Here is a 4,360-nt window from a genome sequence, read left to right as displayed (position 1 = left end):
GGCCGCCAGATGACCGCCGCCGCCGTAGCGCAGCATCACCTCGCCGATGTCCACCGGCGAGGTGCGGTCGAGGATCGACTTGCCGCACGCGAACACGGTGTTGAGCTTCTGCCGGCCCCAGATGACGTGCACCGACACCCGGGCCTCGGGATAGAGCGCGTACACCATGAACCGGTTGCCGGCGTGGATCGTCTCCTCGTCGCGCAGATCGACCACGACCACGTCACCCTCGACGTGGCTGACCCGCTTGAGCTGCTCGACGAACATCGCCGAGCAGTCGCGGTAGAGGTCGGCCCGCTCGGCGACGTCGGGCAGCGCCAGGATGTCCTGTACGTCCTGGTGCTCGATGCAGGCGTCGATGAGCAGCATCATGAGCTGGTAGTTCGAGATCCGGAACTCGCGGAAGCGGCCCAGCCCGGTGCGGCTGTCCATCAGGAAGTTGAGCAGTGTCCAGCCCTCGGGACGCAGGATGTCGTCGAGCGTGTAGTCGGCGGAATCGGCCTGATCGACGGCGCGCATCAGCTCGGCGGAGATGTCCGGGAACCGCTCGATGCCGCCGAAGTGCTCGTAGATGACCCGCGCCGCGGACGGCGCGGCGGCGTCGATGACGTGGTTCGCCAGCCCGCCCCGGTTACGCAGCGTCTCCGAATGGTGGTGGTCGAACACCATGTAAGCACGCGGGTCGTACGGCAGGTTGGTCAGGATGTCACGGTCGGTTATCTCGACCGCCCCGTCCTGGACGTCCTTGGGATGCACGAAGGTGATGTCGTCGATCATGTCCATGACCCGCAGCAGGACGGCGCACACCAGGCCGTCGAAGTCGCTGCGCGTGACGAGCCGGTACTTCACGAGAGCGTGCCCCCATCCGCAATTGCCGTTACGACCCAATATGCCAGCCCGGCCTCGCCGCCGCCCCTGACCCGACTAAAGGCAAATGTAACTTTTGTCGGCGCGGACCTGGCCGCATCGCAGGACCGGTCTGAACCGTGTGCGCCGGTCGCGCCGTAAGGTTCACAGTCAGACGCTTTGACTCGGCCTTAAGGACGATCTACCGCCATGGAACCCGTCACCCAGCTCATCCAGGAGCGCAGCGCCCCACCGGCCACACTGGTGATCTTCGGTGCCTCCGGCGACCTGACCCGTCGCAAGCTGCTGCCCGCCGTCGAGAGCCTGGCCCGGCACAACCGCCTGCCCGGTGAGTTCGCCCTGGTCGGCGTCGCCCGCACCCCGATGGAGGACGAGCAGTTCGGGCAGAGCGCGCTCGGCGGGCGCAGTCTGACCGACAAGCCGCAGCTGCAGGGCGGCATCCGGTACGTGTCGGGCGGCTACGACAGCCCCGAGACGTACAAGCGGCTCGGTGAGGTCCTCGACGAGCTCGACGCCACCCGCGGCACCGCCGGCAACCGCATCTTCTACCTGTCGACCCCGGCCGAGGCCTTCGAGCCGGTGATCAACGGGCTGGCCGGCGCGGGGCTCAACCACGCCCGCGAGGGCTCCTTCGCGCGGCTGGTGATCGAGAAGCCGTACGGCAACAACCTGACCACCGCCCACGAGCTGGACGCGGTCGTGCACGCCGCCTTCGACGAGCCGCACGTCTTCCGCATCGACCACTACCTGGGCAAGGACACCGTGCAGAACGTCCTTGCCCTGCGCTTCGCCAACTCGATCTTCCAGCCCATCTGGGACCGTTCCTGGGTCGACCACGTGCAGATCACGGTCGCCGAGACGCTTGGCGTCGGCACCCGCGGCGGCTTCTACGAGCACGCCGGCGCGATGCGCGACATCGTGCAGAACCACGTGCTGCAGGTGCTCGCGCTGGCGCTGATGGAGCCGCCCGCGTCGTTCGACGCCGAGGGGCTGCGCAACGAGAAGGTGAAGCTGCTGCAGGCGGTGCGGCTGCCCACCAACCGCGACGTGGCCGACCTGGCGGTGCGCGGGCAGTACACCCGCGGCGGCACCCGCGAGGACCTGATGGCCGGGTACCGCGAGGAGCAGGGCGTCGACCCGCTGTCGCGCACCGAGACGTACGCGGCGATGCGGCTGAACGTGGACAACTGGCGGTGGGCCGGGGTGCCGTTCTACGTGCGTACCGGAAAGCGGCTGCCGGCCCGGCTGACCGAGGTGGCGCTGCAGTTCCAGCGGCCGCCGCACCTGCCGATCCCGACCAACCAGCTGACCGACCTCGATGCCGACGCGCTGATCCTGCGGATCCAGCCGAACGAGGGCATCTCGCTGCGGTTCGGCGCCAAGGTGCCGGGCCACTCGTTCCGGGTGCGCACCGCGAGCATGGACTTCTCCTACGACGGCACGTTCGCCGAGGAGTCGCCGGAGGCCTACGAGCGCCTGCTGCTGGACGCGCTGCTGGGCGACCCGACGCTGTTCATCCGCACCGACGAGGTGGAGCAGTGCTGGCGCATCGTCGACCCGATCATCGAGCACTGGGCGGCCTCGGCCGATCCGATCCCCACCTACGAAGCCGCTTCCTGGGGCCCGACCGACGCCGACCGCCTCATCGGCCGCAGCGGCCGCAAGTGGCGCAACTCGGCCGCCTGAGCAAGATCAAGAACAGGCTGTCGCACCTGGGTGGGTGGCTCTGACCGCAGCTCCCGCCGAAGCCGGTCGCTGCGCTCCCTTCATTCTGCGTGAGTGGCCGGCCTCGACGCTACGCGCCAGGCCTGCTCCGCGCTGACGCGCGTCCGCCACCCACTCGCGCGCGCCCGGCGCGACCGAAAAGTGGTAGCCCACGCACGCATCCCGGCCCCCGAAAGGCCGTTGAGCTACCACTGTTTGGCGGGCGATGTGCGGAGGGCCGCCGGCGCAGCCGGCGGACCTCCCGCGTCGGCGTCAGCTGGACTTGCCGGAGCTGACCCGCTCCTTGGCGTCGGTGGCGGGTGCGCCGGCCGTCGCGGTCGCTCCCGCGCGGCGGTAGGCCAGCAGGGCGATGATCAGGGCGATCACGCCGAGGGCCAGGCCCGCGATGCCGAGCGTCGTGCCGGTGCTGGAGTCCGACGACGAGTCGGGGGCGACGGCCTGCGTGTTCGTCGGCGCAGCCGTGGTCGTCGCACCGCCCTCGGCGGCCGCGGCGGCGGCGAGCTTCAGGACCGGGGCCGGGCTCTCCGGCTCGGTGCCGTCCGTGGTGGGCGCGTCGATCCAGCGGACCACCGTGCCGTCGGAGTAGGTCTGCAGGGCCTTGAAGACCATCTGGTCGACCTTGGGCAGCGGGCCCGCCGAGATGTCGAACTGCTGGAACTGGCCGGGCTTCACGGCCGCGTCCGCCGAGGCGGTGAAGGTGATCTTGGAGACGCTCTCGGTGAGCTCGCCGTCGTCGGTCTTGATCGGCGTGGCCAGCTTGGCCTTCACCACCGCGATCGTCCAGCCCGGGATCGGCTGGGTGCTGGCCGAGGCCACCGGCGCGTCCGCGGGCAGGTTGATCTCGACCTTCGTGGTCGACGCCGTGTCGCTCTCGGTCGGCACGCGGAAGGTCAGCACCCCGTAGCCGCCCTGGACGGCGTTGGTGGAGCTGACGGTGACGTGCGCCGATGCGGGCGCGGCCACGGCCAGGGTGACGGCCCCGACCGTCGCGGCCACCACGGTCGCGCGCTTCAACCAGTTCATCGTGTTCTCGGCCTTCTCACTCGGACGAAAGATCGGTACCGGCATTGGTCGTCGGACGGGGCCGCAAAGTTCCAGACGGATCTCAGCAACGCGGAAGTCGCACCTCGGCCCGCAGCCCCGGCCCGGCGTCGCCGAGGGTAATCGTCCCGTGGTGCCGGCGGACCAGTTCCCGCACGATCGCCAGCCCCAGGCCCGCCCCGCCGGCGTCGCGGGCCCGGCCGTCGTCGAGGCGGGTGAACCGGTCGAAGACGCGCTTGCGGTCGGCCGCGGGGATGCCCGGCCCGTCGTCGGTCACGGTGATCACCGCGTGGTCGCCGTGCGGACGGGCGGCCAGGGTGACCGTCGACGCGGCGTGGCGTACCGCGTTGTCCAGGAGGTTCGTGACCGTCCGGGCGAGGGCGTCCGGTTCGCCCTCGACGGTCAGCTCGGCCGGCGGTGGCTCGTACCCGACGCTCGGGTATCGGTCCGCGACCTGCGCGAGCAGCGCGCCGAGCTCGACCGGCACCAGCGGCGCGGCCGCCCGGGTCGCCGCGTCGTCCGCGCGGGCCAGCAGCAGCAGGTCGTCGACGAGGCGGCTGAGCCGGTCGACGTCGGTGAGCAGATCCGCGGAGAGCGCCGGCCAGTCGGTGTCGTCGGGCAGCCGCTGCGCCACCTCCAGCTATCTCGGTAATTCATTCTAAGGACACTCAGAGACGCCTCATACGCTTTGATTTCTTTTTGGTACTTTTCCTCATCTTTTTTAAAA

The 4,360-nt window shown here is 70.0% G+C and carries 3 protein-coding genes and 1 pseudogene; 1 reads left to right on the top strand and 3 read right to left on the bottom strand.

The features are described 5' to 3' along the window. A partial coding sequence (locus tag AB0M20_RS29345; protein ID WP_364303553.1) for an exopolyphosphatase occupies positions 1-849 on the bottom strand: 849 nt, incomplete at its 3' end. Positions 850-1,056: 207 nt separating this feature from the next. On the opposite strand from AB0M20_RS29345, the gene zwf reads away from it, so the two are divergent. Next, a complete protein-coding gene (zwf, locus tag AB0M20_RS29340) occupies positions 1,057-2,553 on the top strand; it encodes a glucose-6-phosphate dehydrogenase (RefSeq protein ID WP_364303552.1) in 1,497 nt (498 codons plus the stop codon). 291 nt (positions 2,554-2,844) lie between these two features. Here the strand turns inward: zwf and AB0M20_RS29335 are convergent, their stop codons facing one another. Then, positions 2,845-3,615 carry a YcnI family protein gene (locus AB0M20_RS29335; RefSeq protein WP_364303551.1) on the bottom strand — a complete coding sequence of 257 codons (771 nt, stop codon included), beginning with the start codon at positions 3,613-3,615 and terminating at the stop codon, positions 2,845-2,847. An 82-nt stretch (positions 3,616-3,697) separates the two neighbouring features. Next, positions 3,698-4,273 (bottom strand): annotated as a pseudogene (locus tag AB0M20_RS29330) (ATP-binding protein); the annotation flags it as partial. Positions 4,274-4,360: the final 87 nt, after the last annotated feature.

Origin of the sequence: Actinoplanes sp. NPDC051633 (genome assembly GCF_040681735.1) — a bacterium.
Taxonomy (GTDB): domain Bacteria; phylum Actinomycetota; class Actinomycetes; order Mycobacteriales; family Micromonosporaceae; genus Actinoplanes.
Note: the sequence above shows the minus strand (reverse complement) of the source record. Positions and strands in the feature narration are given on the sequence as shown.

Bases quoted from the DNA above. Each gene is read 5' to 3' on its own strand.
- zwf (WP_364303552.1), top strand. From the start codon at position 1,057: ATGGAACCCGTCACCCAGCTCATCCAGGAGCGCAGCGCCCCACCGGCC.
- AB0M20_RS29335 (WP_364303551.1), bottom strand. From the start codon at position 3,615: ATGAACTGGTTGAAGCGCGCGACCGTGGTGGCCGCGACGGTCGGGGCC.